Source organism: Allobosea sp. (genome assembly GCF_030694325.1).
In the GTDB taxonomy this organism is placed as follows: Bacteria; Pseudomonadota; Alphaproteobacteria; order Rhizobiales; family Beijerinckiaceae; genus Allobosea.
This window is the reverse complement of record NZ_JAUXYO010000179.1, coordinates 1-4,408: the sequence shown is the minus strand read 5'-3', so window position 1 is coordinate 4,408 and position 4,408 is coordinate 1. Positions and strand designations below refer to the sequence as shown.

The window sequence follows — 4,408 nt, the reverse complement described above, 5'->3', positions numbered from 1 at the left end:
TGCCGGCCGCTCCTGCCGCAGAACGGCGACCTCGGCGACGGGCGGCTGCCAGCCCAGCGACATCGGCATCACGATCGCGGCCGGGCCGATCAGCCCCCGGGCGGCCCTCGACGGCGGTTCGCTGGCCGCCGCATCCTGATGTCGCTCGCGGATCTTGCCGTCCGAGGCGACGGGCGAGACCCAGCGCTCCTGCTGTGCCACCGCCGCGTCCGTCCGGGCTGAGCTGCCGACGAACGGCAGCGGGATCCCTGCCGGCACGGCCAGCAAGGCCGCGGCCAGTGCGGAGGCCGCGACCGACACGGTCGCTTGTGCGCCGACGCCACGCAGGAATTTGGCCGTGGCCGTGAAGACCGAATCCGTCATCTGCGACTTTCCTCCGTGAACGCCACCACAAGACCCTGCGCCCTCGGTCCCGGAAGGGCGGAAGCGTGGAGCCATTGCGGCGTTTCGTCTCGGATTGTTTCCGAAGCCATGCGTCGAGGGCGCAGCGGCGCGGATTTCGCGCGGGGGCCATGCAGCCTGCGCGCTAGCGCGCGGGCGCCGAACCGGGCGATACCGGCTGATGCACGAGACCGCGCCCCTGTCGGAAGCCGCCCGGATGCGCGATCGGCGCCTGTGGCGGCTGGCCTTTGCCGGCATGGTGCTGGCCATGCTGATCTTCGGCTCGAACTTCGTGATCAGCCGGCATGCGGTGCTCAACGGCCTGACCTCGCATGACCTCCTCGCCTTGCGCTTCGGCATCGCCGGCCTGCTGCTGCTGCCGGGCTTCCTCGCGGGCGGAGTGAAGAGCTGCAACGGCATCGGCTGGGGTCGCGGCCTGCTGCTGGCCGTGATGAGCGGCTTCCCGATGAGCTATCTGCTCCTCACCGGCGTCACCTATGCGCCGGCCGCCCATGGCGCGACGATCGGGCCCGGCCTCGTGACGGTCATCTCGATCATCGGCAGCGTCGCGCTGTTCGGCGCGATCATCACGCGCCAACTCGTCATCGGCATCGTGGCGGTGCTGCTCGGCCTGGCCTGCCTCGGCATCGCCGGCACGACCCACACCAACCCGTCGATCCTGTTCGGCGATCTCTGCTTCGTCGGCGTCGGACTGATCTGGGGCATGTATCCGCTCTTGGTCCAGCTCTGGCGGCTCGACCCGCTGAAGGCGACCAGCGTCGTCGCGGTGCTGTCGATGGCCTATCTGCCGTTCTACGCGCTGTTCTTCTTCCGCGGCTTCGACGTGGCGCCCTGGTGGGTCATCGTCCTGCACGGCATCAACCAAGGGGTGCTTAACGTCATCCTCGGACTCTGGCTGTGGAGCGTCGCGGCAAGGCGCATGGGGCCGGCGGTGGCCGGGCGCTTCCCGCCGACGATCCCGATCATCGGCACGCTGCTCGCCATCCCGGTGCTGGGCGAGATCCCGAGCGGGCTGCAGGTCGCCGGCATCGGCCTGATCATCGCGGGCCTGTTCGTCGCTTCCTGGCGTCGCTCAGCCCGCCCGGCGGCTTAGCCGCATCACGCCGAGGTTCCAGCCGATCGCAATGGCCAGCGCAAGACTCAGCGCCATGGCCGAGCCGAGCGGAACGGCTGTGAGGTGCAGCGCCCCCAGCGCCAGGCCGAAGCCGATCAGCGGAAGCGCGCCATTGGCCAGCACCGCGGCCGTGGCCGGGCCGCCGATACGGGGCTGCAGCATCGCGATCATGCTGCCGAGGACGATCGGCAGGGCCGCGAGAGAGCCCGACCAGCCCGGACCGACATGAGCGCTCAGCGTCGTCACCGTGCCGGCGAGAGCCGCGACGAAGCCGGCCCGCATCGGGATGAGATACCACGGCCGCTCCGGCGGCCGGTCAGGACGCGCGGCGAGATAAGGCCGGAACAGCCTGTGCAGCCCGCCATAGAGGAGGATGGTGACAATTGTCAGCACCGGGAAGGAGGGATCGAGCCCGCGCATCAGCAGCAAGGTTGCGACCCAGGCCGCCAGCGCGGCGGCCAGGCTGAGCACCGTGCCGAAGCGCTGGGCCAGCAGCACATAGGCGCAGCTCAGCCCGGCATTGGCGATATTGGAGGTCATGGCGCCGAGCGCACTCTCGCCGATGAAGGCCGCATCGTGCTCGAGCGCGAGAAAGACCAGGACCGGCCCGGCCGAGATCGGCAGGGTGGCGATGAGAGCTGCGATCAGCGGCCCGCTGCGCTCGGCCAGCAGCGAGCAGCCGACGACGATGGCGGCGGCGGTGGCCATCTTGCCCGCCAGCATCAGGTACCAGGGGTCGATCACGGCGCGGCCGGGACCTCGCCCCTCGCCCAGCCTTCCTTGGTCTGCGCGACGAAATCCTCCAGCCGCCCCTCAGTGATGGCGGCGCGCAGGCCAGCCATCAGCTCCTGGTAATAGGCCAGGTTGATCCAGGTCAGCAGCATCTTGCCGAGCATCTCCTCCGCCTTGACGAGGTGGTGTAGATAGGCGCGCGACCAGCCGTTCGCGGCCGGGCAGGAGGAGGTCTCGTCGACCGGGCGCGGGTCGTCGGCATGTTTGGCGTTCTTCAGGTTCATCCGGCCGAAGCGGGTGAAGATCTGGCCGTGGCGGCCGGCCCGCGTCGGCATCACGCAATCGAACATGTCGATGCCGCGGCGCACCGCCTCGACGATGTCGTCGGGCGTGCCGACGCCCATCAGATAGCGCGGCCTCTCGACCGGCAGATGCGGCTCGACCGTCTCGATCATCGCCAGCATGATCTCCTGCGGCTCGCCGACCGCCAGTCCGCCGACGGCATAGCCCTTGAGGTCCATCGCCGCGAGTTCGCGCGCGCTCTCGACGCGCAGATGCGGCACCGCCCCGCCCTGGACGATGCCGAACAGCGCCCGGCCGGGATGATGGCCGAAGGCGTCCTTGCAGCGCTGCGCCCAGCGAAGCGACAGGCGCATCGCCTTCTCGGCCACCTTGTCCTCGCAGGGCAGCGAGACGCATTCGTCGAGCTGCATGACGATGTCGGAGCCGAGCAGGTTCTGGATCTCGACCGAGCGCTCCGGGCTGAGCATGTGTTTCGAGCCGTCGATATGCGAGCGGAAGGCGACGCCCTCCTCGGTCAGCTTGCGCAGATTGGCGAGCGACATCACCTGGAAGCCACCGGAATCGGTCAGGATCGGGTGCGGCCAGTTCATGAATCGGTGCAGGCCGCCGAGCCCGGCGATGCGCTCGGCGCCCGGCCGCAGCATCAGGTGATAGGTGTTGCCGAGCACCACATCGGCGCCCAGAGCCCTGACCTGGTCGGGATACATGCCCTTGACGGTCGCCGCCGTGCCCACCGGCATGAAGGCCGGCGTGCGGATGACGCCGCGCGGCATGGCGATCTCGCCCGTCCGGGCGGCGCCGTCGCGGGCGTGGAGGTGGAAGCTGAAGTCGGTCGCGGGAGCGGGGGCGGCCGGCGCGGACGGGAGCGATGCGGTCATGGCCCGCGAGGTAGAGCAGCAGGCGTGATTAGGGAAGAGGCCGCAGAGCCTGCCGCGACATCAGCTCTCGGGCCGCGCGCGATAGGACTGGCGCAGCGCAAAGACGAGGATGCCGACCGTCAACCAGAGACGCACCGTGGCAAAGGAGAAGATGAAGACCATCGACAGCAGGCTCTTGACCAATATGGGCAGTTGCGAGTGCTGCCACATCTGTACGATCAGTCCGCGAACATAACCCTGAATGGGGTGCAGTAGGACCGACAACACTGCAACGAGCAGAACGCCGGGGATGAGCCAGCGCGCATGCTCCCAAAACCGCCTGATCGCCATGAGCAGGCTGGGTTTTGACGCCTCGTCGACCTGAAGCACCATCAACAGAACGAGCGCGGCGACCAGGGCGCTCCAAACGCGGCCCGGGTGGCTGGCCTGGTCGAAGGCGATGCCATCGAAACCGAGCATGAATTCGCCCGGGCTGCCGATCAGCCCGGTCAACGCCGACACCACCGTGGCCGCCACGAGCACACCGAAGATCGGCGGCAGCACGGCACGCGCCATCCCGATCTGCTGGCTCAGGCCGAGCAGACCGAGCCCGCTGCGCCCGTCGGTGGCCAGCACCATCCGCCAGGTCACGATGACGAAGGCGAGCAGCAGCGCGATGTTGGCCAGCATGATGGCGGGCAGCGCGACCAGACCGCCGGCGAAGGCGATGACCCGCATCGTCGCCGCGACCAGCAGCCAGGGCACGGCCTCCAGCAGGCGAAACGGCCCGAAGGAGACGTTCGGGAACGTGGCGCGCGTTGCGGCAGTAGGAGCGATCATGCCCTCGAGCATGACAGCGCTTTGTAAAGTCCGCGTTGCGCCGACGCTTCAAATGTCTTGCCTTAGGGCCGATCTGCTCGGTTTACGCGGCCGTTTTCACGGCCGCCGCATAGATCTCCGGCTTGAAACCGACGATCGTCCGGTCGCCGAGGTCGAGAAC

The 4,408-nt window shown here is 68.8% G+C and carries 5 protein-coding genes; 1 reads left to right on the top strand and 4 read right to left on the bottom strand.

The features are described 5' to 3' along the window. Nucleotides 1–363, bottom strand: a 363-nt coding sequence (locus tag Q8M82_RS11150) for a hypothetical protein (protein WP_305691425.1), incomplete at its 3' end; no start/stop codon positions are given. A gap of 199 nt (nucleotides 364–562) precedes the next feature. Between Q8M82_RS11150 and Q8M82_RS11145 the strand changes: the two genes are divergently transcribed. Then, the gene (locus tag Q8M82_RS11145) at nucleotides 563–1,495 is read left to right on the top strand and encodes a DMT family transporter (RefSeq protein ID WP_305691424.1); all 933 of its coding nucleotides are present in this window, start codon (nucleotides 563–565) and stop codon (nucleotides 1,493–1,495) included. Here the strand turns inward: Q8M82_RS11145 and Q8M82_RS11140 are convergent. From Q8M82_RS11140 to Q8M82_RS11130, 3 genes are read right to left on the bottom strand one after another with little or no spacing between them, the layout of a single operon-like run. Further along, nucleotides 1,475–2,260 (bottom strand): hypothetical protein, encoded by a 786-nt coding sequence (locus Q8M82_RS11140; protein WP_305691423.1) that lies wholly within the window; start codon nucleotides 2,258–2,260, stop codon nucleotides 1,475–1,477. The genes Q8M82_RS11145 and Q8M82_RS11140 overlap by 21 nt on opposite strands. Continuing rightward, nucleotides 2,257–3,429, bottom strand: a complete 1,173-nt coding sequence (tgt, locus tag Q8M82_RS11135; RefSeq protein ID WP_305691422.1) for a tRNA guanosine(34) transglycosylase Tgt — start codon at nucleotides 3,427–3,429, stop codon at nucleotides 2,257–2,259. The genes Q8M82_RS11140 and tgt overlap by 4 nt, the downstream gene beginning before the upstream one ends. Before the next feature lie 60 nt (nucleotides 3,430–3,489). Further along, nucleotides 3,490–4,248: a hypothetical protein gene (locus Q8M82_RS11130; protein WP_305691421.1), complete on the bottom strand. Its 759-nt coding sequence runs from the start codon at nucleotides 4,246–4,248 to the stop codon at nucleotides 3,490–3,492. Between the last annotated feature and the right edge of the window lie 160 nt (nucleotides 4,249–4,408).

Coding starts and splice junctions, on each gene's coding strand:
- tgt (WP_305691422.1), bottom strand. CDS start 3,429: ATGACCGCATCGCTCCCGTCCGCGCCGGCCGCCCCCGCTCCCGCGACC.
- Q8M82_RS11130 (WP_305691421.1), bottom strand. CDS start 4,248: ATGATCGCTCCTACTGCCGCAACGCGCGCCACGTTCCCGAACGTCTCC.
- Q8M82_RS11145 (WP_305691424.1), top strand. CDS start 563: ATGCACGAGACCGCGCCCCTGTCGGAAGCCGCCCGGATGCGCGATCGG.